The organism is Thiomonas sp. TH-17 (genome assembly GCF_057473305.1).
In genome coordinates this window covers 1-22,204 of record NZ_JBYCKI010000015.1, presented here as the reverse complement: position 1 = coordinate 22,204, position 22,204 = coordinate 1, and the positions used below count along the sequence as shown (strand labels likewise).

At 63.4% G+C, this 22,204-nt stretch carries 25 protein-coding genes; 12 read left to right on the top strand and 13 right to left on the bottom strand.

The genetic code is table 11. The features are described 5' to 3' along the window. Nucleotides 1-19 precede the first annotated feature (19 nt). Complete coding sequence (gene purT, locus AC2VLV_RS01230) at nt 20-1,225, bottom strand: formate-dependent phosphoribosylglycinamide formyltransferase (protein ID WP_486988271.1); 1,206 nt, start codon at nt 1,223-1,225, stop codon at nt 20-22. A 16-nt stretch (nt 1,226-1,241) separates the two neighbouring features. After that, nucleotides 1,242-1,889 (bottom strand): DUF1345 domain-containing protein, encoded by a 648-nt coding sequence (locus AC2VLV_RS01225; RefSeq protein ID WP_486988270.1) that lies wholly within the window; start codon nt 1,887-1,889, stop codon nt 1,242-1,244. Between the two features lie 119 nt (nt 1,890-2,008). Between AC2VLV_RS01225 and argB the strand changes: the two genes are divergently transcribed. From argB to AC2VLV_RS01195, 6 genes are all read left to right on the top strand, one after another. Further along, nucleotides 2,009-2,923: an acetylglutamate kinase gene (gene argB / locus AC2VLV_RS01220; protein ID WP_486988269.1), complete on the top strand. Its 915-nt coding sequence runs from the start codon at nt 2,009-2,011 to the stop codon at nt 2,921-2,923. Between the two features lie 263 nt (nt 2,924-3,186). Further along, a complete protein-coding gene (locus AC2VLV_RS01215; protein ID WP_486988268.1) occupies nt 3,187-4,503 on the top strand; it encodes a quaternary amine ABC transporter ATP-binding protein in 1,317 nt (438 codons plus the stop codon). Further along, nucleotides 4,487-5,368 carry a glycine betaine ABC transporter substrate-binding protein gene (locus AC2VLV_RS01210; protein ID WP_486988267.1) on the top strand — a complete coding sequence of 294 codons (882 nt, stop codon included), beginning with the start codon at nt 4,487-4,489 and terminating at the stop codon, nt 5,366-5,368. The genes AC2VLV_RS01215 and AC2VLV_RS01210 overlap by 17 nt, the downstream gene beginning before the upstream one ends. Before the next feature lie 123 nt (nt 5,369-5,491). Continuing rightward, on the top strand, nt 5,492-6,352 hold the full coding sequence (locus tag AC2VLV_RS01205) for an ABC transporter permease (protein ID WP_486988266.1): 861 nt from the start codon (nt 5,492-5,494) through the stop codon (nt 6,350-6,352). Next, a complete protein-coding gene (locus AC2VLV_RS01200) occupies nt 6,352-7,212 on the top strand; it encodes a glycine betaine ABC transporter substrate-binding protein (protein ID WP_486988265.1) in 861 nt (286 codons plus the stop codon). The genes AC2VLV_RS01205 and AC2VLV_RS01200 overlap by 1 nt, the downstream gene beginning before the upstream one ends. 65 nt (nt 7,213-7,277) lie before the next feature. Continuing rightward, nucleotides 7,278-8,009: a pyrimidine 5'-nucleotidase gene (locus tag AC2VLV_RS01195; RefSeq protein ID WP_486988278.1), complete on the top strand. Its 732-nt coding sequence runs from the start codon at nt 7,278-7,280 to the stop codon at nt 8,007-8,009. 2 nt (nt 8,010-8,011) lie between these two features. On the opposite strand, the gene proC is transcribed toward AC2VLV_RS01195, so the two are convergent. Beyond that, nucleotides 8,012-8,872: a pyrroline-5-carboxylate reductase gene (gene proC / locus AC2VLV_RS01190; protein ID WP_486988264.1), complete on the bottom strand. Its 861-nt coding sequence runs from the start codon at nt 8,870-8,872 to the stop codon at nt 8,012-8,014. A 55-nt stretch (nt 8,873-8,927) separates the two neighbouring features. On the opposite strand from proC, the gene tsaB reads away from it, so the two are divergent. The 4 genes from tsaB (at nt 8,928) to AC2VLV_RS01170 (ending at nt 11,713) form a co-directional block, all read left to right on the top strand. After that, nucleotides 8,928-9,755, top strand: coding sequence for a tRNA (adenosine(37)-N6)-threonylcarbamoyltransferase complex dimerization subunit type 1 TsaB (tsaB, locus tag AC2VLV_RS01185; RefSeq protein WP_486988263.1), 828 nt, complete (start codon nt 8,928-8,930; stop codon nt 9,753-9,755). Then, nucleotides 9,752-10,306 (top strand): ribosomal protein S18-alanine N-acetyltransferase, encoded by a 555-nt coding sequence (rimI, locus tag AC2VLV_RS01180; protein WP_486988262.1) that lies wholly within the window; start codon nt 9,752-9,754, stop codon nt 10,304-10,306. The genes tsaB and rimI overlap by 4 nt, the downstream gene beginning before the upstream one ends. 15 nt (nt 10,307-10,321) lie before the next feature. Continuing rightward, nucleotides 10,322-11,182, top strand: coding sequence for a uracil-DNA glycosylase (locus tag AC2VLV_RS01175; protein WP_486988261.1), 861 nt, complete (start codon nt 10,322-10,324; stop codon nt 11,180-11,182). A 231-nt stretch (nt 11,183-11,413) separates the two neighbouring features. Then, nucleotides 11,414-11,713 (top strand): hypothetical protein, encoded by a 300-nt coding sequence (locus AC2VLV_RS01170; protein ID WP_013104754.1) that lies wholly within the window; start codon nt 11,414-11,416, stop codon nt 11,711-11,713. 74 nt (nt 11,714-11,787) lie between these two features. Here the strand turns inward: AC2VLV_RS01170 and AC2VLV_RS01165 are convergent, their stop codons facing one another. From AC2VLV_RS01165 to AC2VLV_RS01155, 3 genes are all read right to left on the bottom strand, one after another. After that, nucleotides 11,788-12,153: a c-type cytochrome gene (locus AC2VLV_RS01165; RefSeq protein WP_486988260.1), complete on the bottom strand. Its 366-nt coding sequence runs from the start codon at nt 12,151-12,153 to the stop codon at nt 11,788-11,790. Between the two features lie 18 nt (nt 12,154-12,171). Beyond that, nucleotides 12,172-12,537, bottom strand: coding sequence for a c-type cytochrome (locus tag AC2VLV_RS01160; RefSeq protein WP_013104752.1), 366 nt, complete (start codon nt 12,535-12,537; stop codon nt 12,172-12,174). 110 nt (nt 12,538-12,647) lie between these two features. Further along, complete coding sequence (locus tag AC2VLV_RS01155) at nt 12,648-13,268, bottom strand: hypothetical protein (RefSeq protein WP_486988259.1); 621 nt, start codon at nt 13,266-13,268, stop codon at nt 12,648-12,650. A gap of 157 nt (nt 13,269-13,425) precedes the next feature. Here AC2VLV_RS01155 and AC2VLV_RS01150 point away from each other — a divergent pair, with 157 nt between their 5' ends. Further along, the gene (locus tag AC2VLV_RS01150) at nt 13,426-14,247 is read left to right on the top strand and encodes an undecaprenyl-diphosphate phosphatase (protein WP_486988258.1); all 822 of its coding nucleotides are present in this window, start codon (nt 13,426-13,428) and stop codon (nt 14,245-14,247) included. Nucleotides 14,248-14,311: 64 nt separating this feature from the next. Here AC2VLV_RS01150 and AC2VLV_RS01145 read toward each other — a convergent pair whose 3' ends face one another. Both AC2VLV_RS01145 and AC2VLV_RS01140 read right to left on the bottom strand, forming a co-directional pair. Further along, the gene (locus AC2VLV_RS01145; RefSeq protein WP_486988257.1) at nt 14,312-15,151 is read right to left on the bottom strand and encodes a LytR/AlgR family response regulator transcription factor; all 840 of its coding nucleotides are present in this window, start codon (nt 15,149-15,151) and stop codon (nt 14,312-14,314) included. Continuing rightward, nucleotides 15,148-16,182 carry a sensor histidine kinase gene (locus AC2VLV_RS01140; RefSeq protein WP_486988256.1) on the bottom strand — a complete coding sequence of 345 codons (1,035 nt, stop codon included), beginning with the start codon at nt 16,180-16,182 and terminating at the stop codon, nt 15,148-15,150. The genes AC2VLV_RS01145 and AC2VLV_RS01140 overlap by 4 nt, the downstream gene beginning before the upstream one ends. Before the next feature lie 89 nt (nt 16,183-16,271). Here AC2VLV_RS01140 and argH point away from each other — a divergent pair, with 89 nt between their 5' ends. Next, complete coding sequence (gene argH, locus AC2VLV_RS01135; protein WP_486988255.1) at nt 16,272-17,672, top strand: argininosuccinate lyase; 1,401 nt, start codon at nt 16,272-16,274, stop codon at nt 17,670-17,672. 10 nt (nt 17,673-17,682) lie between these two features. On the opposite strand, the gene dcd is transcribed toward argH, so the two are convergent. The 5 genes from dcd to AC2VLV_RS01110 all read right to left on the bottom strand — a co-directional run. Continuing rightward, nucleotides 17,683-18,249: a dCTP deaminase gene (gene dcd / locus AC2VLV_RS01130; protein ID WP_486988254.1), complete on the bottom strand. Its 567-nt coding sequence runs from the start codon at nt 18,247-18,249 to the stop codon at nt 17,683-17,685. A 19-nt stretch (nt 18,250-18,268) separates the two neighbouring features. Next, nucleotides 18,269-18,592: a DUF167 domain-containing protein gene (locus tag AC2VLV_RS01125; protein WP_486988253.1), complete on the bottom strand. Its 324-nt coding sequence runs from the start codon at nt 18,590-18,592 to the stop codon at nt 18,269-18,271. 90 nt (nt 18,593-18,682) lie between these two features. After that, nucleotides 18,683-19,204, bottom strand: coding sequence for a histone (locus AC2VLV_RS01120; protein ID WP_486988252.1), 522 nt, complete (start codon nt 19,202-19,204; stop codon nt 18,683-18,685). A gap of 434 nt (nt 19,205-19,638) precedes the next feature. Then, nucleotides 19,639-20,835, bottom strand: coding sequence for a ribonucleotide-diphosphate reductase subunit beta (locus AC2VLV_RS01115; RefSeq protein WP_486988277.1), 1,197 nt, complete (start codon nt 20,833-20,835; stop codon nt 19,639-19,641). A 154-nt stretch (nt 20,836-20,989) separates the two neighbouring features. After that, a partial coding sequence (locus AC2VLV_RS01110; RefSeq protein WP_486988251.1) for a ribonucleoside-diphosphate reductase subunit alpha occupies nt 20,990-22,204 on the bottom strand: 1,215 nt, incomplete at its 5' end.

The window sequence follows — 22,204 nt, the reverse complement described above, 5'->3', positions numbered from 1 at the left end:
GCGGCGCCGCACTTTGCGCTCAGCTTGACGCCACCACCCGTACCTGCTTCGCGGCGAGCTTGGCATTGGTGCGCGCGGCGTCGGTCGATTCGGCGCGGGCCAGCGCCACACCCATGCGGCGCTTGACGAAGCTCTCGGGTTTGCCGAACAGCCGCAGATCAGTTCCGGGTATGGCCAGCGCCGCCTCCACCCCTTCGAAGCGCACGCCGCACGCCTCGACCCCGCCGTAGATCACCGCGCTGGCGCCCGCGGTCTTGAGCGACGGGTCCACCGGCAGGCCGAGTATGGCCCGTGCGTGTAGCTCGAACTCGCTCTGCCACTGGGTGATGAGGGTGACCAGCCCGGTGTCGTGCGGGCGCGGGCTGACCTCGCTGAACCAGACCTGATCGCCCTTGACGAACAGTTCCACGCCAAAAATGCCGCGCCCGCCCAGCGCCTCGGTGATGCGCCGCGCCATGTCGCGGCTGCGCTCCAGCGCCACTGGGTTCATGGGCTGCGGCTGCCAGCTCTCCACATAGTCGCCGGCCACTTGCACATGGCCGATGGGTTCGCAGAAGTCGGTGCGTGCAGCGCCGTCGGCGCCCACGCTGCGCACGGTGAGCTGGGTGATTTCATAGTCGAAGTCGATGAAGCCCTCGACGATCACGCGGCTCTGCGCCACGCGCCCGCCCGACATTGCCGCCTCCCAGGCGGGGCGCACGTCGGCAGGGCCGTCGAGCTTGCTCTGCCCCTTGCCCGAGGAACTCATCACCGGCTTGACCACGCAGGGATAGCCGATGCCGCCATCGATCGCGGCCTGCAATTCCTCCAGCGAATCGGCGAAGGCATAGGGTGAGGTAGCCAGCCCCAGCTCTTCGGCGGCCAGTCGGCGGATGCCTTCGCGGTTCATGGTCAGCCGCGCCGCGCGGGCTGTGGGAATGACGGTCACCACACCGGTAGCCTCCAGCTCTTCGAGCACCGGCGTGGCGATGGCCTCGATTTCCGGCACCACCAGATGCGGTTTTTCCGTCAGGATGAGCGCGCGCAAAGCCTCGGGATCGGTCATTTGAATCGTGCGGGCATGGTGCGCTACCTGCTGCCCCGGCGCGTGGTCATAGCGGTCCACCGCAATGGTTTCCACGCCCAGGCGCTGCAGCGCGATGAGCACTTCCTTGCCCAGTTCGCCCGCGCCGAGCAGCATCACGCGGGTGGCCGAAGGGGAAAGCGGGGTGCCAAGGGTCGTCATGTCAAAGTCTCCAGATTTAGAAAGCGCCGGCCAGGGCATTGACCGTCAGCGCCAGAATCACCACATTGAAAAAGAATGCCGCCACGCTGTGCAGCAACACCAGATGGCGCACATGCCGTCCGGCGATGTTCACGTCCGAGGTTTGAAAGGTCATGCTCAGCACCACGGAGAAATAGAGATAGTCCCAATAATCGGGCACCTGATTGTTGGGGAACAGCAGCGCCGGCGTGCCCGCCGTGCGCGCGGTGTAGTCGCTATGGGCGTATTGCAGGGCGAAGATCACCGAAAAAAACAGCCAGGACAGCACGATGCTGCTTCCGGCCAGCGCCAGCGCGCCGGGGTGACCGCGCACCGCATGCAACTCCACCGACAGTGCAGCGAACACCGCGCCCGACAGCACCAGACTGAACAGCAGCACCGTCCAGCGCCCTTCGGTCTCCAGCTCGGTGCGGCGCTTGAGCGTTTCGGTCGTGGCGTGCGCCATCATCCAGGCGGTGCTGACGAGAAACAGCAGCGCACTGGCATCAAACGCCCAGAGCAGCGCAATGGTGTGCGGCAAAGTGGCACTGAGCACCGACCACAGTACCCCCCCCAGCACAATGGCCGCGCTCAAACGCGGGCGGTGGCTGAGTGTGCGGTAGAGGGTGAGAAGCGGATTGCGCATGGGGCATGAAGTGTAGGGTGAGTTCAGCGCGACAAACCCGACGATGAATCCGTCGGGCTCCTAGAATTGCGCACCGCAACATCGCCCCCGCCCCTTCCCTTTCACGACCAAGGTTCGCCATGACCGCCGACACGTCCACCGACTTCCCCGATCTGTCGCATATCGCCCCCCGCGAAAAAGCCGAAATCCTCGCCCAGGCCCTGCCCTATATCCGCAAATTTCACGGCAAGACCCTGGTCATTAAATACGGCGGCAACGCCATGACCGACCCGGCCCTGCAGCAAGACTTTGCCGAGGACGTGGTGCTGCTCAAACTCGTGGGCATGAACCCGGTCGTGGTGCATGGCGGCGGCCCGCAGATCGACGAGGCTTTGAACCGCGTAGGCAAGAAGGGCACCTTCGTGCAAGGCATGCGCGTGACCGACGACGAGACTATGGAAGTGGTGGAATGGGTGCTGGCCGGCCAGGTGCAGCAAGACATCGTCGGCCTGATCAACCACGCCGGCGGCAAGGCGGTGGGACTGACCGGACGCGACGGCGGCTTGATTCGCGCACGCAAACTGCGCATGCGCGACCGCGAGAATCCTGAAGCCGAGATCGACGTGGGCCAGGTGGGCGAAGTGGCGGCCATCGACCCCTCAGTGGTCAAGGCGCTGCAGGACGATCAGTTCATTCCGGTCATCTCGCCCATCGGCTTCGGCGAGGACAACGCCTCGTTCAATATCAACGCCGATGTGGTGGCGGGCAAACTGGCCGAAGTGCTGCGCGCCGAAAAGCTGCTGCTCCTCACCAATATCCCCGGGGTGATGAACAAGAAAGGCGAACTGCTCACCGATCTCACCGCGCACGAAATCGACGACATGTTCGCCGACGGCACCATTTCCGGCGGCATGCTGCCCAAGATCTCCTCGGCACTCGACGCCGCGAAGTCGGGCGTCAACTCGGTGCACATCGTCGACGGCCGTATTCCTCACGCCATCCTGCTCGAAGTGCTGACCGAGCAGGCCTTCGGCACCATGATCCGCTCGCATTGACCCGCTGCGCCGGACAAGAACCGACGCAAGATCAGCCCGCCGAGAATCTCAACCGCACCCGAAAAGGCCGCATTCTTTGCGGCTTTTTTTGTTTTTTGCCGCTGAACAGTGAGTAAATTTATCGTTTTAGGCACATCGTCCTGGCATCGCTGGCATTTTAGTAAATTGTCCTGATCATGACCCATTATTTGGATGATGATTTATTGATTAATTCGTAATTATAATATATAATATGGCATCTTTTATAGGAAAATATTATAACGATGACAGATAATCCACAAACCCATCCGAAAATAAGCATTCAATCCGTCAGCAAAATATTTGGGAAACATTCCAATAAGGCCATCGAGCTTCTGAAAAATGGCCTTGGAAAATCCAAAGTCCAGGCGGAAACGGGGGTGGTTGTGGGTGTTCACGATGTCAGCCTGGATATCTATCCCGGTGAAATTTTCGTGATCATGGGATTATCGGGAAGCGGCAAATCCACCCTGCTTCGGCTCATTAACCGACTACAAGATCCGACGACGGGCAGAATTCTGGTCGATGGCGAAGACGCCACCGCCATGAACGCCAAGGCCCTGCGCGCGCTGCGGCGCCAGAAGTTCGGCATGGTGTTCCAGAGCTTCGCGCTGCTGCCGCACCGCACGGTGCTGGGCAATGTGGAATTCGGCCTCGAAATTCAGGGCATGTCCAAGACGCAGCGGCAGGAGCGCGCCATGCAGGTCATCGAGACCGTCGGCCTGAAAAACTACGAAAACCGTTACGCCTCCGAGTTGTCCGGGGGCATGCAACAGCGCGTCGGTCTGGCGCGCGCGCTGGCGGCCGATCCGGAGATTTTGCTGATGGACGAGGCCTTCAGCGCGCTCGATCCGCTGATCCGCAGCCAGCTTCAGGATGATTTGCTCGAAATCCAGGAGCGGCTGGGCAAGACGATTGTGTTCGTGTCGCACGATCTGGACGAAGCCATCAAGATTGGCACGCGCATTGCCATCCTTCGGGACGGCCGCCTGATCCAGATCGGCACGCCGCAGCAAATCCTGTCTGCACCGGCAGACGACTACGTTTCGGCCTTCGTCGAAGGGGCCGACCGCACCAAGGTGCTCACCGCCGAGCAGATCATGCAGCCGTTGCGCGTGGCGGCGAACATCCGCGATTCGGCGCGCACCGTGTTGCGCAAAATGGAACGCAGCGGATTCAGCGGGCTCATCGTGATCGACAGCGCGCGCAACCTCAAGGGCTTCATCGAACTGGCCCATGTCACCGCCCAGCGCGACGCCGAGCGCATCAGCCTGGCGCAAGTGCGCCCGCTGCCCACCGCAACGCCCGACGCCAAGCTGGCCGACCTGATCCAGCGCGTCAACACCGAAGGCTCTCCGCTGTGCATTGTCGATGCGCGCAACCGCGTGATCGGCGTGGTGGACAAGAGCAGCCTGATCGCGGCCTTGGCCCAGGGCGATCTGAACACGGAGAATGCCGCCGCCCCTGCGGCAGACACCGCCGCGCCAACGGCGCAACCCGCCATCGATTCCGTTGCACCCGCTTTCGACACCCAGGAGATCGACCATGCCCCGCAAACCTGACACTTCGGCCACGCCGCAGCCCAACCTGTCACGTCGCCGCGCCACCCAGCTTGCCGCGGGCAGCTTGCTGCTGCCCTGGGCCGTGGCGCAGGCCGCACCCACCCCCATCCGCCTGGGCTACGTGAAGGCGTGGCCGAGCAGCAATATCCCCTCCAATCTGGTCGCCGCCTATGTGCGCAGGCGCTTTGGCATTCCGGTCGAACTGGTTTCCAGCGAACCGGGGCCGATGTGGGAGGCGGTAGCCAGCGGGCGCACCGATCTCACCCTGACCGTCTGGCTGCCGGGCACCAGCGAGGTGTACTACCACAAGCTGCGCAACAAGCTGGAGCATCTGGGCGCTTATTACCAAGGCACCCGACTTGGTCTGACCGTGCCCGACTACGTGCCGGTCAAGACCATTGCGCAGTTGCAGGCGCATCACGCGCAGTTTCACGACAAGATTTACGGCGTCGAATCCGGCTCGGTCGTCAACATGATGGCCAGCAAGGCCATCAAGACTTACCACCTCGCGCCGATGGAACTCGTCACCAGTTCGACTGCGGCGATGACCGTCCAGCTCAAGCGCGCCATTGCCCGCAAGGACTGGATCGTCGTCACCGGCTGGCAGCCGCTGTGGATCTGGGCTGATTTCAAACTGCTTTTCCTCGACGATCCCGAGGGCGTGTTTGGCGGCGTGGGCCATATGGACACGGTGATCAACCCGCAACTGCAGCGCCGCGCGCCGCAGGTCGTCGACTGGTTGCGCACCTTCCGCCTGCCGCAGGCCGAGTTGGCCAGCATGCTGCTGCAACTCTCCAACGGCCAATCGGTGGAGCAGATCGCCGAGCAATGGCTGGCCCGCCAGCCTGAGAGCCGGGCAGCCTGATCTCGGCTCAGTGATTCCGGTTCACTGACCTCGGCTCCTCTTCCCAGCGCGGCTGTTGGCAGACCACTGCCGAGCCGACAGGCGCAGCTTTGCCCTGTGCGGCACTTTCAAGGAGAACTCTTGATGACATTTGGACAACCGATTCCCATTGGCGATTGGGTCAGCAACGGCGTCAACAACCTGACCGACCGTTACGCGGCCGCCTTCGACTCCATCACCAACGCCGTCCACTTTCTCATCTCCGGACTGCAGACCGGACTGGCCTGGATACCCGTACCGGTCTTCATCGCGCTGGTGGCCGTACTCGCCCTGGCGGCCATGGGATGGAAACGTCCGGGCGGCTGGTCTCTGGCGATCTTCAGCGTTCTGGGTCTGGGGCTGGTGTGGAACCTCGGCTACTGGGATGATCTGATCAAAACCCTGGCGCTGGTGCTGGCCGCCGAGGTGCTGGTCATCCTCATCGGCGTGCCCACCGGCATTCTGAGCGCCAAAAGCCGGCTGCTTGAAAAGACGCTGCGGCCCGTGCTCGACATCATGCAGACCATGCCGGCCTTCGTCTACCTGGTGCCTGCCGTCATCTTCTTCGGTCTGGGGCTGGTGCCCGGGGTGATCTCCACCACCATCTTCGCGCTGCCGCCCCTCATCCGCCTGACCACGCTGGGCATCCGGCAAGTTCCGCACGAACTGGTCGAAGCCACCCAGTCTTTCGGCGCCACCTGGTGGCAACTGCTCACCAAGGTTCAGATCCCCTCGGCCCTGCCCTCCATCATGGCCGGGGTCAATCAAAGCATCATGCTCGGTCTTTCGATGGTGGTCATCTCCGCGATGATCGGCGCCGGCGGCCTGGGCAATGTGGTGCTCGAAGGCATCACGCAACTCGACGTCGGCAAAGGTTTTGTCGGCGGCCTGTGCGTGGTGATTCTGGCGATCATTCTCGATCGCCTGACCCAGTCCCTGGGTCGTCTCAACAAGGAGAAACACTAATGCAACGACGTCAATTCCTCTCACTCGGCGCCGTGGTGGCCGCCACGGCCGTCACCGGCATGCCCGCTTTCGCCGCCGACAAGGCCCCGGTCAGCATGACCTATGTCGCCTCCTGGCCGAGCAGCAACATCACCACCCACATCGCGGCGCGCATCATTCAGGAAAAGCTGGGCTACCCCACTCATCTGACCTCGACCGATGCCGGGCCGATGTGGGCTGCTGTGGCTTCAGGCCGTGCCGACGCCATGCTTACCGCCTGGCTGCCCACCACCCATCAGGTGTATTGGGACAAGTACAAAAAAGACGTGGTCGATCTGGGCGCCATCACCGAAGGCACCTGGCTGGGCCTGGCCGTGCCGAAATATGTGCCCATCAACACCATCGCCGAACTCGAAGCGCATCACGCCAAGTTCAAGAACCGCATCACGGGCATCGAGGCCGGTGCGGGCATCATGATCAACACCCAGAAGGCGATCAAGGCCTACGACCTCAAGGACATGGAGCTGCTGACCAGCTCGACCGCGGCCATGCAGGCCCAGCTCAAGCGAGCGGTGGAGCGCAAGGACTGGATCGTGGTCACTGCCTGGAAGCCGCTGGGCATCTGGGCACAGTTCCCGCTCAAGACGCTGGAAGACCCGAAGCACATCTACGGCGTGAGCGGCCATATCGACGCCATCATCAACCCCAAGCTGGAAAAAAGCGCACCGCGCGTGGTGCAGTTCCTGCGCGACTTCAAGCTGCCGCTGGACGACATTCAGGCCATGATGGTCGAACTCAATGGCGGCAAGAGCATGCCCGAAGTGACCGCCCAGTGGATCAGCGCACATCAGGCCCAGGTCGACGGCTGGACCAAAGCCTGACCGGAGCCAACGGTCCCTTCGGATCGGTTCCAATGCATACCGCCGCGCCACTGCGGCGGTTTTTTATGGCCGATACCTTCATGCCGTTTTCATCCCCGCAAAACCGCCCACAGACCGTCTGGCTGCTCGACCTCGACAACACCCTGCACGACGCCTCGTGGCGCGTGTTTCCGCTGATGAATGCGGAAATGACGGCCTTCATCGAACGCCATCTGGGCGTGGAGCGAGAGGAAGCCAACCGCATTCGCGCCCATTTCTGGCAACGCTACGGTGCCACGCTGCTGGGCCTGATGCACGAGCACGACGTGGACGCCGCGCAGTTTTTGCGCGAGACGCACGACTTTCCCCATCTGCCCCGCATGTTGCGCTGCGACGGCAGCGAACGCGCGGCGCTGGCGCGTCTGCCGGGCCGCAAGCTGGTGCTCACCAACGCCCCGCGCAACTACGCCCGACGAGTGCTGAAAGCGCTCAAACTCTGGCCGCTGGTCGACGGCCTGATCGCGGTTGAAGACATGTGGATGTTCCACAAACTTCGCCCCAAGCCGGACGCGCGCATGCTGCGCCATGTGCTCGCCCGCCACCGGCTGCGCGCCGCGCAATGCGTGTTCGTCGAAGACACGCCCGGGCATCTGCAAGCCGCGCGCCGCATCGGCCTGCGCGGCGCGTGGATGGTGCGCTACGCCCGCCGCGCCGTGCGAACAAAACGCGACTTGCCGATGGAACGCACCGGCCTGCATGGTCGGCCGGATTTCGTAGCCGCGCGCATCCGCAGCCTGAATGAACTCAGGCGCATCTGAATTCAACCCAGATCATCCAGCGCGTCGCCCAGTTCTTTGGCGCGCTGATCCGCCGCGTGCAAGGCGCGGATGATCGTAGTCTGCATATCGGCCGCATCGAACACGCCCAGCGCCGCTGCGGTGGTGCCGCCTTTGCTGGTGACGTTGGCACGCAAGGTGGCCAAGGGCTCGCTGCTGCCCTGCGCCAATGCTGCTGCCCCCGCCAGCGTGGCCAGTGCCAGCTCGCGCGCCTGCGCGCCGCTCAGACCGAGTTCTTCGCCAGCGCGCGTCATGGCTTCGGCCAGGTAGAACGCATAGGCCGGGCCCGAGCCCGACACTGCGGTGACCGCGTCGAGCAGGTCTTCGCGAGCCACCCAAACCCGCCGACCCGCCGGGGCCAGCAAGGCATCGGCCAGGGCACGATCGGCCTCGCTGGCCTGCGCGCTGGCAAACAGCCCGGTGATGCCCTGACCGATGAGCGCCGGGGTGTTGGGCATGGTGCGCACCATGCGCAGCGCGCCGGTCTGTCGCTCGATGGCACGGCAGCGCACCCCGGCCATGATGCTGACGTGCAATGCGTCGCCAAGATGCGGTCGGCTGTCGGCCGCGGCCTGCGCGAACTGCTGCGGCTTCACCGCCCAGACCACGGCCTGCGCATCGCGCAACGCGGCGCCCGGCGCTTCCAGAATCTGCACGCCGGAAAAACGCTGCTGCAACCGCGAGCGTTGTTCGGCGAAGGGCTCGACCACGCGCAGGTTGGCGGGTTGCGCCCCCGAGGTCAGCAGCCCGCCGATCAGGGCGCTGCTCATATTGCCGCCGCCGATGAAGGCGGTGATGGGCAGGGAAACGGAGTGGATCGCAGGAGAAGTCAGGTTCGCATTCATGCCCCACATTATTCCCGCAAGTCGGCGACTGCAATTCACCGATAATTCCTGCTCCATGCGTGTTCTTGCCCTCGATACCAGCACCGAAGCCCTGAGCGTTGCGCTCAGCGTGGACGGCCACTGCCGCACCTTCGACGAAGCCGGCGGCCCGCGCGCCTCACAGCGACTGCTGCCTTTGTGCGCCGAGTTGCTGCGCACGGCCGGGCTGCAATTCGCCGATCTCGACCTGATCGGCATGGGCGCCGGGCCAGGCGCGTTCACCGGGCTGCGCACGGCGGCTTCGGCCGCGCAGGGGCTGGCCTATGCCCTGCACCTTCCGGTGGCGCGCATCGACACGCTCATGGCACAGGCGGAAACCGCCTTTGCGCTGCTGCAGAGCGACGGCACGGTGTTGCCCGACCCGGTGGAAGCCGAGTCGGGCACGGTGGTGCTCGTGGCGAACGATGCGCGCATGGGCGAGTTGTATTGGGAGCTGTTTCGCGCCCAGACATCGGGCTGGCAAAGTCTGCACCGGCCTACCGTGCAGCGGCCTGAACACGCGGTGCTGGCATGGGCCGAAGTGCTGGCCGATCTGCCCGAACATCTGGAGACCGGCGTGCTGCCCCGCTTGCTGGCCTGCGGCAATGCCTGGAGCGAACATGCAGACGCCCTGTCCGCCGCCTTCGCCTCGCACGCTAGCGACAACCCGCGCCTGTTCGCCCTGAACCGCGCGGTGTTGCGCGCCGTGGCCTGCACGCCGTCGGCCGCCGCCGTGGCCCGGCTGTCGCTGCAGCAACACGCCGCCGGGCTGACCGTCTCTGCGGCGCTGGCGCAACCTATTTATGTGCGCGACAAAGTGGCCTTGACCACGGCGGAGCGTGAACTGGCCCGCGCTGCCCCGTGAACGCCCGGCTGCGTCCGCACGATCCGAATAGCACCCTTGCCTCGGCAGGACACGCGGCGCACGCCCTGCGGCCGATGAACCCCGCCGACCTCGACGCCGTGGCGCAGATCGAAAACACGGTGTACGACTTTCCCTGGAGCCGGGGCAACTTCGCCGACTCACTCACCGCGCAATATCACGCGCAGGTGCTCACCGACGAGACCGACTCCGTGCGCGGCTATTTCGTGGCCATGCCCGGCGTGGAAGAAATGCATCTGCTCAACATCTCGGTCGATCCCGCGGTGCAGGGCCAGGGTTTGAGCCTGCTGATGCTCGATGCCGTGGCTTTGCTTAGCCGGGCCGATGGCGCCTACCTGCTCTGGCTGGAAGTGCGCCCGAGCAATGCCCACGCCGTGCGCATTTACGAGCGCTACGGCTTCTACCCCATCGCCCGCCGACGCGACTATTACCCCTCGGTCGATACGCAAGGGCGCGCCAGCCGGGAAGACGCACTGGTGATGTCCGCGCAGGTGGACGATCTGCTGCAACGCCGCGGCCTGCGTCCGGCCTGACCGCGCCCCGTCCGCATGACCGAGCCCAGCCCCCGCCTCACGCCGCAAACCCTGCAGTGGACGCAGGCGCTCGGCTTGGGGCCGCTGTTCGTACGGCGCGAAGTTCTGCGCGAACAGCAAGCTCAGCCCGCCCCCGAAGCTGCACCCGAAGTCATGGCAACGCCGGCCGCTGCAAAGCCCGTTGCGCAGCCGCCCAAGCCCAACCGCCCCGTCCCGCCCCCACGACCCGCGACCTCCATCCCCATCGCGGATGCCGCGCGGGTTGAGGCCATCGCCCGTATGGACTGGGACGAGCTGCAAGCCGGCGCTCAGGCCTGCCGCGCCTGCAAACTCGGCAGCAGCCGACACCAGGCCGTGTTCGGCAGCGGCTCCACGCAAGCCCGCTGGATGATCATCGGCGAGGCGCCCGGCGCCGAAGAAGACCGCCAAGGCCAGCCCTTTGTCGGCGCGGCGGGGCAATTGCTCGACGCCATGCTGCAGGCCATCGGCCTCGACCGCAGCGCCGACGACCCCGAGCGCGCGGTTTACATCGCCAATGTGCTCAAGTGCCGTCCGCCGGGCAACCGCAACCCCGAGCCCGAAGAAGTGGCCCAATGCGCGCCCTGGCTAGAGCGCCAGGTGGCCCTGCTGCAGCCGCGGCTCCTTCTCGCCTTGGGCCGGTTCGCGGCGCACAGCCTGCTCGGCAGCCAAGCGCCCATCAGCCAGTTGCGCGGGCAGGTGCACGAGTTTGCCGGCATTCCCGTCGTCGTGAGCTATCACCCGGCCTATCTGCTGCGCAACCCGGCCGACAAGGCCCGCGTCTGGCGCGACCTGTGTTTCGCCCGCGATCTTGCCGACGCTGCCGCCACAAAAGACGCAGCAACCCTGCCCAAATAATCCGGGCCTGGTTCATACGGATTTATTCGCGCCCTATCGCAACACATTTCTGCGACTTTTTTCACGTTTTTTGGTTGCAGCAATCACAGCGCATGGGGTTGTCCCTGAGCGCCACCTGCGCGTCCATCCAGAACAATGTAAAGCATCAAACAAAGGGCGCAATGCCGCGTTTTGCACCGCAAAGTCATACCGGGGGTATGACCCGCACCGCCCGCAAACCTGGAGAGAGACATGCAGATTGACACCGCTTTTTTCATCAATGCCATCGGCATTGCCATCATGATCTACGGCCTGGTGGATGTTTTGCTGCTGCGCAGCAAGATTCCCGGCGGGCAGGTGGGCAAAGCGTGGAAGGCCCTGACCCTATTGATCGGGCTGTTTACCGTGGGTTATCTTGTCTCGCCTTTTTTCAGCACCCTGCCCGCAGATTCCATCCGCATCATCGTCTCGCTGATCTTCCTGTTTGGCGCGGTGTACGTGATTCTTACCGTGCGTCTGCTCTATCGCATCATCGCCGAACTGGCGTCCTGACCACATTCGCACCCACAAAAAAGCCCGGCTGGACCGGGCTTTTTTGTGGGTGCGAATGACAATTCAGCTGACGATCAGTGCATTTCGTCGCGGATGTAGAGATCGCCCTTCAGGCTGGCGATATAGGCCGCGATGTCCTGCAGGTCTTGCGTGTTGTACTGCGCCACCATGCCGCTCATGATGGCGTTGTTGCGGCCATACAGCGGGGTCTGGTGCTTGGCCTGGTATTGCTGCAAGGCGTGGAACAGATAGCTCTGGTATTGACCGGCCAGTTTGGGGTAGTTGGGGGCGATGGGCTTGTCCAGACCGGCGCCGTGGCAGGCAATGCAGCCGCCCTTGTTCACCAGTTCTTCACCCTTTTTGATGTCAGCAGCGTTGGCCATTTGGGTCATTTGGGCCAGGGCCAAGGCAGTGGCTGCCAGCAGAACGATTTTTTTCATCAAGGATCTCCGCGCTTGTTATTTGATGGGCTGGCCTTTGGCCGTAGCGTAATAGGCGGCAATGTCGGCCATTTGCTGGTCGGTCAGCGACGCGGCGATGGCGCGCATGGTCGGAAAACGGCGGTTGCCGTTTTTGTATTCCTTCAGCGCATCGACGATGTATTGCGCGTTTTGCCCGTTGATCATGGGAACGGCAAAAATTTCAGGGAAGGAGGAACGATAGCCGCCCCCCATGTTGTGGCAGCCCTGGCAGGTGGCCACGAGCTTGGCGCCTTCTGCGGCATTGCCAACGACGTTCTGCGCGTGGGCGGACGCCGCGAGCATCAGGGAAGCGAGAAAGAGGACTTTTTTCATCATTGCAGGCGCGAGAGTCTTGAGAGCCATCAAACAAGCGCCCCATTATAGGGAGGCATCGCGCCCCATCGCGTCATTTTGTCGCAGTCAAGACTTAACGCGTTCCTGAATTGACAAAACGCAGACTCCATGCCTTTGAATCAAGATGTAACCAGCTCCCGTTCGGCAAAGCCTCGCAGATAGTCTTCAGGCAGCATGTCGCACAGTTGCCGCCTGACCTTGTCCGCTTGCACCGGCCCGGCGATCTCGGCGATGAGGGCGAGACATTCCTGCAGCGCAGCGAGCAAGGCCTCCGGCTGGTCGGCGGCGCGCAGATGCGCCCGTGCCGGCCCGCTTTGGCCGCCGAGCAGTCGCTCCAGCATGTCGAACATATACATGCGCGACAAGGCTATGGAGCGCCGTGGCGGCGGCGCTACGGCTTGCGACAGTTGCGACGCCGACACGCTGGATGGGGTCTGTTCGGGCGCCGCAGAACCCTGAGCGGACGTCTTTGAGGTCAGCTTCAGCGGCACCTCCACGGTCGCCAACTCGGCCGCTTTCGCAAGCCCCACGCGCTCGACAAAGCCAGCGGCGAGCAATTCCTGCGTGAGTTGCTGCGCCTCCTGCCCCATCAAGGCGCACAACTCGCCGATGGCGCGCCGGCCGTCGCACAGAATCAGCACATGCCGCAGCCTTGCACTCAGCGCCTGGCTGCGCTGTTGTTGCTCGCGGCGGCCGGTCGAGGTTTTTCGCATCACGTCAGCCAAGGTCAACTCGCTCATTCCACCCCCTTAAAAGAGGGGGTAATGTAAAGTTTGCAAATGACCGCGGCGTGACACCGCAAGCGTAAAAAAGCGCAACAAAAACAGCAGCCTCAGACGAATCTAAGTGTGCCTCTGTCAGAATCTGCGCCACAAAACCACTACCCCTCATCACTCCATGCACTTCTACCTTCTGGCCATCGCCGCCCTTCAAGGCGTGACCGAGCTGTTTCCCATTTCCAGCCTGGGGCACAGCATTCTGATTCCGGCCCTGTTTCATTGGCCCATCGACCGCACGGCAGACTGGTTTCTGCCCTTCATCGTGGTGCTGCATCTGGGCACGGCCACCGCGCTGCTGATCTATTTCTGGCGCGACTGGGCGCGGCTGATCGGCGGCTGGCTGCGCGCCGGCGGCAAGGCGTCCAACCCGGATGCGCGGCTGCTCTGGCTGATCGTGGCAGGCACCATTCCAGCCGGGCTGCTCGGGCTGCTGCTGGCGCACAAGATCAAGGCGCTGTTCGGCGGCTTCACCTTCGCGGCGATTGCGCTGATGCTCAATGGCCTGCTGCTGCTGGGCGGCGATGCACTCAAGCATCGGCGCGGGCTGATCGCCCTGCCGGAACTGGGCTGGCTGCGCGCCTTCCTCATTGGTCTGGCACAGGCGCTGGCCCTGATTCCGGGATTTTCGCGCTCCGGGGCCACGTTGGTCGCCGGTCTGGGGCTGGGCTTGAACTATGCCGACTCGGCGCGGTTTTCGTTTTTGCTCGCCACCCCCATCATCGCGGCGGCGGGCGTGCTGGAAGTGCCCAAGCTGATGCACGCCGGCGTGCCGCATGAACTGCTGGGCACCATTGCCGCAGCCGGGGTGCTGGCCGGCGTGTTCGCGTGGTTGTCCACCTGGTTTCTGATGCGCTGGTTCACCGACCACGAAATGAAGGCGCTGCGGCCGTTCGGCATTTACTGCCTGCTGCTGGGCGCGGTGGCGCTACTTGTCGGTTGAGCCTGCGCTTCGCCTGAAATTTCGCCTGACAAACACGCCGCGGGCAGCCCCAAGTGTTTCTCACCTACTTGGGGGGCTGACGCGCTGCGGCAGGTCTGGAGGCAGTCAACAGCGCCTGCACCGCGGCCACGCGCCGCCGACTGACGGGCAGGGTGTCGGGCACGCCGTGCAGATGCAAAGTCCAGGCCCCGCTTTCGGTCTCTGTACTTCCGGCATCTGCACTGCCGCCCTCGGGTTCCGGCGCGATGTTCTCCGACGGATTAGTTGGCCGCTCCAGGCTACGAATGGCGGGCGCCGCGACCAGCGCGCTGCGGTGAATGCGAACGAAGTGCGCGGCGTAACGCTGCTCCAGATCGATCAATGAGAGGTCCACCAGATACTGCTGATCGGCGGTGCGCAGTGTGGTGTATTTGGCCTCGGCGCGGCAATACAGAATGTCGGCCAGCGGTACGCGCTTGAGCGCGCCTTGATACTGCACCGTCAGGTACACCGTATCCACCGCGGCCGGCGCGTGTTGCTCCGCACCCTGGGCACGCAGCCACAGCACGGCCTTGCCCATCGCTTGCGCCAGTCGCTCGCGCCTCACCGGCTTGGTGAGGTAGTCGACGGCCGATACGCCGAAGGCGTCGAGCGCATGCTGCTCGTGCGCGGTCACGAACACGATGGCGGGATGATGCAGGCCGGGATCGCCCGTCAGCCGCCGGGCCAGTTCCATGCCCGTCTGCCCCGGCATCTGGATATCGAGCAGCAGCACGCCAAAACGCTGCGCACGAAGCAGCACCCAGGCCTCGGCCGCGTCGGCCGCTTCGTCCACTGTGGCCTGCGCGGTTTCGGGCAACTCGGCGAGCAGGCGGCGCAGGCGGCTGCGGGCCAGCGGTTCGTCGTCAACGATCAGCACGTTCATAGCGGTAAGCGTAATCGCGCCCGCCAGCGGGCCAGGCCGTGCTCGACGACTTCGCCCTGATCGACCTCGGCCGCGATGTCGTACAGCAGATGCAGGCGCTGGCGAATGTTGCGCAGCGCCGTGCCGGTGCCATGGCGGCGCGGCGTGGGCGTGTCGTTCAGCGCGGGGAGATCGTTGCGCACGGTGACTTCGATCTGCCCCAGCCGCCGGGCCACGTCGATGTCGATCTGCACTCTGCGGCTGCTGCGCTCGACGCCATGCCGCACCGCGTTCTCCACCAGCGGCTGCAGGGTCAGCGCCGGAATGCGGATTTGCAGCAGGGTGTCGTCGACCTGCCATTGCACCCGCATACGCTCGCCGAAACGCACCGATTCGATGTCGAGGTAGCGCCGTGCCAGATCCATTTCCTGGTCCAGCGTGACCAGCGTGCCCGGCTTGCCCACACTGGCGCGGAACAGTTCGGCCAGATCATCGAGTACGGTCTCGGCGCGCTCGGGCTGCTCGCGCACCAGGGCGCTGGCGGCGTTGAGGGTGTTGAACAGAAAGTGCGGACGGATGCGCGACTGCAGTTCGTTGAGTCGCGCCTGCATGTCGATCGGCGTGAAGGCCCGTGCGCGCAGTTGCAGATAGTGCACGAAGACCAGCGCCAGCGCCGCCCCCGCCAGCGCAGCCTGCCAGGGCTGCTGCGCAGCGCGCGGCGCAAGGGCGTCGAACAAGGGCTGCACCAGCAGATTCAAACCCAGCGCCGAAAAGGCGCCCAGCGCCATGGCCACGACCAGCACCGCGGCAGCACCCCGCAGCCGCCACAACCGTTGGGTCATGCACATCAGCGCCAGCCAGAGCAGCGCGGCGGGCTCCACCCACGAAAGCAGCAACAAGGCGCCGATGCGGCCCTCCCCTTGCGGCCATTGCAGCAACACGAGCAGCGCCAAAAGCAGATTGAGCGCCACGAGCGCGCGCACCAGACTGCCGGCGCCGCAGATATCGAGGCGCACGGCGGCTTCATTGGCGGTGACCGGTTCTCCCGACATTGGCATGCTCAGCAGCTTGTTCCTGAAGGCTTCTCTAAAATTGAGGGTTTCCACCTTGGCGCCACAACGCCGTCCCGCGAGATCAACCCATGCACGATCAATTCGAACACAAGCAGCAAGCCTGGTCCGCGCGCTTCTCCGAGCCGGTCAGCGCTCTGGTGCAGCGCTACACCGCCTCGGTGGATTTCGACCAGCGGCTGGCGCTGTTCGACATCGACGGATCGCTGGCTCACGCCGCCATGCTGGCCGAGCAAGGCATTCTCAGCGCGCAAGACCTCGCCGCCATCGAGCGCGGCATGTCGCAGATCCGTACAGAAATCGCCTCGGGCGCATTCGAGTGGAAGCTCGAACTCGAAGACGTCCATCTCAACATCGAAGCCCGCCTGACCCAACTTGCGGGCGACGCCGGCAAGCGTCTGCACACCGGCCGCAGCCGCAACGATCAGGTGGCCACCGACATCCGGCTGTGGCTGCGCGACAGCATCGACCAGACCATCGATCAGCTCCGCGCGCTGCAGCGCGCGCTGGTGCTACTGGCTGCACAGCATGCCGACACCATCATGCCCGGATTCACGCATCTGCAGGTAGCGCAGCCAGTGAGTTTCGGCCACCATTTGCTGGCTTACGTGGAAATGTTCGGCCGCGACGCCGAACGACTGCGCGACTGCCGTGCCCGAGTCAATCGCCTGCCCTTGGGCGCCGCTGCGCTGGCCGGCACCACTTTCCCGATCAACCGCGCGCGCGTGGCCGAGCTGCTGGGGTTTGACGGCGTGTGCCAGAACTCGCTCGACGCCGTGAGCGACCGCGATTTCGCCATCGAATACAACGCCGCTGCGGCGCTCGTCATGGTGCACATCAGCCGCTTCAGCGAAGAGCTGGTGCTGTGGATGAGCCCGGCGTTCGGCTTCATCGACCTGGCCGACCGCTTCTGCACCGGTTCGAGCATCATGCCGCAGAAGAAAAACCCGGACGTGCCCGAACTCGCCCGCGGCAAGACCGGCCGCGTTGCCGGTCATCTGATGAGCCTGCTGATGCTGATGAAAGGCCAGCCCCTGGCCTACAACAAGGACAACCAGGAAGACAAGGAGCCGCTGTTCGACACCGCCGACACCGTGATCGACACCCTGCGCATTTTCACCGACATGGTGGGCGGCATCCGCGTGAAGGCCGAGGCGATGGAGCGCACCGCGCTGCAGGGTTACTCCACCGCCACCGACCTGGCCGACTATCTCGTGAAAAAGGGGCTGCCCTTCCGCGACGCGCACGAGGCGGTGGCTAAAGCCGTGCGATTTGCAGTGGAGCGCGGCATCGGCCTGGAAGACATCAGCCTGAACGATCTGCGCAGTTTCTCGCCGCTCATCGGCGAAGACGCGCCCGAAGCACTCAAGCTGCAGGGTTCACTCGCCGCGCGCGATCATCTGGGCGGCACGGCGCCAAACCAAGTGCGCGCGCAGGTGGCGCGCTGGCAAGCCGCACTCGGCGAGGCGTAAAGCGAAGCGATCAGGCGCGCGGCAATGTCACGCCGTGCTGCCCCTGATACTTGCCGCCGCGATCCTTGTAGCTGACTTCGCAGACCTCATCGCTCTCGAAAAACAGCACCTGCGCGCAGCCCTCGCCCGCGTAGATCTTGGCCGGCAGCGGTGTGGTGTTGGAGAACTCCAGCGTCACATAACCTTCCCACTCGGGCTCGAACGGCGTGACATTGACGATGATGCCGCAGCGGGCATAAGTGCTCTTGCCCAGGCAAATGGTGAGCACATTGCGCGGGATGCGGAAATACTCCATCGTGCGCGCCAGCGCAAAGCTGTTGGGCGGAATGATGCACACGTCGCCATGAAAATCGACAAAGGACTTTTCATCGAAGTTTTTCGGATCGACGATGGTGCTGTTGATGTTGGTGAAAATCTTGAATTCGTTGGCGCAACGGATGTCGTAACCGTAGCTCGATGTGCCATAGCTGATGATGCGGTGTCCATCGACTTCGCGCACCTGCGCGGGCTCGAACGGCTCGATCATCGCCGTGTTTTGCGCCATGCGGCGGATCCACTGATCGGATTTGATACTCATGATGTCGGGGCAGTCTGGCTCAACCGGGCTGCTGTAATAAGGCAGATAGACGCAACCATACCGCACCTGCCGAGGCGTCGATCCGCACCCGCTTGCGTCTTGAGGTCAAGCCGCTCTTGATCTGCACGGCGCGGCGCGGCACATCGCAGCATTGCGCCAGGTAATCGGTCAACGCCGCATTGGCCCTGCCATCCACAGCGGGCGCACCCAGCCGCACACGCAAAGCCCCGCCGTGCTCGCCGTCCACTTCGGTACGGCGCGCATTGGGCACGACATGCACATCAAGCTGGCAAGCAGCCCCATCGAGGTGAAGCCAGGCGGGATAGCGGTCCGAGGAAGACATGCGGAATGCAGAAATAAAAAACCCGGGCGATCAGCCCGGGGACAAATCAAAACCCCGGGCTGATCGCCCGGGGGTTATTGCGCTGAATGCTCAGGGCTTGCTGGTCGGAAACGGCCAGGCCGCTTGCGGATTCAGCTTGGTTTGCGCGGTCGCTGCCTTTTTGGCAGGAGCAGCTGCGGCCTTCTTCGCAGGTGCCGCCTTCTTTGCAGGCGCAGCCTTCTTCGCGGGTGCAGCCTTCTTCGCCGGGGCTACTTTCTTAGCAGGTGCGGCTTTCTTCGCCGGTGCCGCCTTCTTCGCAGGCGCGGCTTTCTTAGCAGGTGCAGCCTTCTTCGCCGGTGCCGCCTTCTTCGCCGGTGCCGCCTTCTTCGCAGGCGCGGCCTTCTTAGCAGGTGCCGCTTTCTTAGCAGGTGCCGCTTTCTTCGCAGGTGCGGCCTTCTTAGCAGGTGCCGCTTTCTTCGTAGGCGCGGCCTTCTTAGCAGGTGCAGCCTTCTTTGCCGGTGCGGCTTTCTTCGCCGGTGCCACTTTCTTCGCGGGCACAGCCTTCTTCGCCGGTGCTACTTTCTTCGCGGGCGTCGCTTTTTTAGCAGGTGCCGCTTTTTTCGCAGTTGCCATGGTGATTCTCCTTGATCAAGTCTTTTGAAGTTGAGCCGGTCGCCAAATCGCGTCCGAGCGCCTCACGGCCCCGCCTCCCGGCGGTTTCCAGTACGGGACATCGGCACGGCGTTCAGCCGGCGCCACCTGCGATCGGCTCAGCGCTGATCCGTGCAGGGGATTCACTTCCGTTGGCATCAAAGCCATTGCGGGAAGGAATGGGGAACGGCGCACCATGCGCTCACCTCTGGTCATCCAGAGCATGAGGCGCTTGATGACGCGCCAGAATTGATCGAGCAGGGAGTCAGGCATCACCATGGACGCCCTCATACGTTGCACCACAAAAAACAGAGGAGGAGACTCCACCCGCCGACTCTTCGCGGCCGGACGTATCGGGGTGAAATGGACTCGGTCAACAATCACTCTGTAGTGCGTGCTCGCAGGTTATTCACGTGTCATTCCCAGGACAGCGCGCCGCCGGATTGGTACTCAATGACCCGGGTCTCGAAGAAGTTGCGTTCCTTCTTAAGGTCGATCATTTCACTCATCCAGGGGAAGGGGTTCTCTTCGTTGGGGAAGATGGCGTCAAGGCCGATCTGCACCGCACGGCGATTGGCGATGAAGCGCAGATAGCCTTTGAACATGGACGCGTTCAGACCCAGCACGCCGCGGGGCATGGTGTCTTCGGCATAGCGATACTCGAGCTCGACCGCCTGATGGAACAGGCCGGTGAGTTCGCGCTTGAATTCGGGTGTCCAGAGGTGCGGATTCTCCAGCTTGATCTGGTTGACCAGATCGATGCCGAAGTTGGTGTGCATGGACTCGTCGCGCAGGATGTACTGGTACTGCTCGGCCGCACCAGTCATCTTGTTCTGCCGCCCCATCGACAGGATCTGGGTGAAGCCGACATAGAAGAACAGGCCTTCCATCAGGCAGGCGAACACGATGATGGAACGCAGCAGCTCCTGATCGTTGCGCTCTGACCCGCCGAAAGCCGAGGTGCGGAACTCGGGGTTCGTCAGGGTGTCGATGAAGGGAATGAGGAACTCGTCCTTCTCGCGGATGGAGGTGATCTCGTGATAGGAGTTGAAGATCTCGCTTTCATCGAGGCCTATGGATTCGACGATGTACTGATAGGCGTGGGTGTGGATGGCTTCTTCGAAGGCCTGGCGCAGCAGGTACTGGCGGCACTCGGGGTTGGTGATGTGGCGATAGGTGCCCAGCACGATGTTGTTGGCGGCGAGCGAATCGGCCGTGGTGAAGAAGCCGAGATTGCGCTTGATGATGAGGCGCTCGTCATCGGTCAGGCCATTGGGATCTTTCCACATGGCGATGTCGCGCGACATGTTCACTTCCTGCGGCATCCAGTGATTGGCGCAGGAGGCCAGGTATTTGTCCCAGGCCCACTTGTACTTGAAAGGCACGAGCTGGTTGACATCGACACTGCAGTTGATGATGCGCTTGTCTTCGGCGCGCACCCGCGCCGTGGAGGCCGCTCGTTGGCTGTAGAGGTCTGCAGCCACCGCCAATGCCGGTGCCGTTGCGGATTGAGGCGACGCCGATGTACCGCCCATGGATTGAAGTGAACGCTCCGCCAGCGCACCTTGCGCGGGGCTTGCAGAGTTCTGTTGTGGTTCGTCCCAAGTAAGCATGTTCATGACCTTCTTTAGATTATCAAGTGTTCAGAGCAAAGGCTCAACACCGATGCAGTGAGGATGCGTGGTTTGTGTGGCGCATGTTGTGCAGGCGCATCGCAAGTGGCATGCCGCTTGATCACTTGTGATGCGCCGCAACGGTATGCAGCGCTTACTGACAGGCCTCGCATTCCGGGTTGTCGATGGCGCAGAAGCGGATGTCGCCAGACTGCACCACGGCCTGCGCCGAAGCCGATGCCGTCTCGCTTGGCGACTGCGGCACGGCGTTGAGCTGGCCCGCCTTGACCGTGGACTTTTCGGCATGCGTGGCACCGATGGTGCGCAGGTAGTAGGTGGTCTTGAGGCCACGCAGCCAGGCCAGCTTGTAGGTATCGTCGAGCAGCTTGCCCGAGGCATTGGCCATGTAGATGTTGAGCGACTGCGCCTGGTCGATCCATTTCTGGCGGCGCGCTGCAGCCTCGATGATCCACTGGGTATCGGTCTCGAAGGCGGTGGCATACAGGGCTTTGAGATCGGCGGGAATGCGGTCGATGCGCTGGGTGCTGCCATCGAAGTACTTGAGGTCGGCCACCATCACCGCATCCCACAAGCCGCGCGCCTTGAGGTCGCGCACCAGATACTGGTTGATGACGGTGAACTCGCCCGACAGATTCGACTTAACGTAGAGGTTCTGGAAGGTCGGCTCGATGCAGGCGTCCACGCCGACGATGTTGGAGATGGTTGCCGTCGGGGCGATGGCCACGCAGTTGGAATTGCGCATGCCGTGCTGTGCGATCTGGGCGCGCAAGGCGTTCCAGTCGAGGGTGCTGGAGGTGTCGGCCTCGACATAGCCGCCGCGCTGTTCGGCCAGCAGCTTCAGGCTGTCCATGGGCAGAATGCCTTGATCCCAGAGCGAGCCGCCGTAGCTGCTGTAGCGGCCACGCTCGCGCGCCAGTTCGCTGGATGCCCAATAGGCCTCGAAGCAGACAGCCTCCATGGAACGGTCGGCAAATTCCACGGCCTCTTGCGAACCGTAGGGAATGCGCAGCTGATACAGGCAGTCCTGAAAACCCATGATGCCCAGGCCCACCGGCCGGTGCTTCATATTGGCGTTGCGCGCCTTGGCCACGGCGTAATAGTTGATGTCGATGACGTTGTCGAGCATACGCATCGCGGTCTGGATGGTGCGCTTGAGCTTGGCCTGGTCGATGACCTTGGCGCCGTCTGCTGAGTCTTTCAGATGCGCAACCAGATTGACCGAGCCGAGGTTGCACACCGCGATCTCGCTCTCGTTGGTGTTGAGCGTGATCTCGGTGCAGAGGTTGCTCGAATGCACCACGCCCACATGCTGCTGCGGGCTGCGCACATTGCAGGCATCCTTGAAGGT